This is a genomic window from Marinicauda pacifica (assembly GCF_004793635.1).
Taxonomy (GTDB): Bacteria; Pseudomonadota; Alphaproteobacteria; order Caulobacterales; family Maricaulaceae; genus Marinicauda; species Marinicauda pacifica.
This window is the reverse complement of the sequence record NZ_SRXV01000097.1, coordinates 1-304: the sequence shown is the minus strand read 5'-3', so window position 1 is coordinate 304 and position 304 is coordinate 1. Positions and strand designations below refer to the sequence as shown.

Annotated in this window: 1 protein-coding gene; it reads left to right on the top strand. The window is 68.8% G+C overall.

Features of this window, described 5'->3' with window-relative positions; translation table 11 throughout:
* Window positions 1-253: hypothetical protein (locus tag E5162_RS14545; protein ID WP_206751144.1), on the top strand; the 253-nt coding region annotated here is incomplete at its 5' end.
* Window positions 254-304 lie beyond the last annotated feature (51 nt).

The window sequence follows — 304 nt, the reverse complement described above, 5'->3', positions numbered from 1 at the left end:
CGGATGCCGGGCCGGGTGGCCGGGTATGGAGCTCGGACCTCTGACGGTCCAGCGCGCCGTTTTGGTGGCGATTTGGGCCGCCCATCTCGCGGCAGGCCTTGCGCTCTTCGTGCCGCTGCACAGCGCCGCGAAGCGCTGGACCGGTCCGGCTGGAGACTTCCTGAAGGGCGCTTCGGCCCTGGTGACCCTCGCCGCACTCGTGTCGACCCTGTGGATCGGGGCGCCGGTCCTGTTCCTGGAAACCTGCCGATAGCGCTGCCGGTCGCGTCGGAGGCACTCAGATCTTCGAATGCAGATCGTAGCC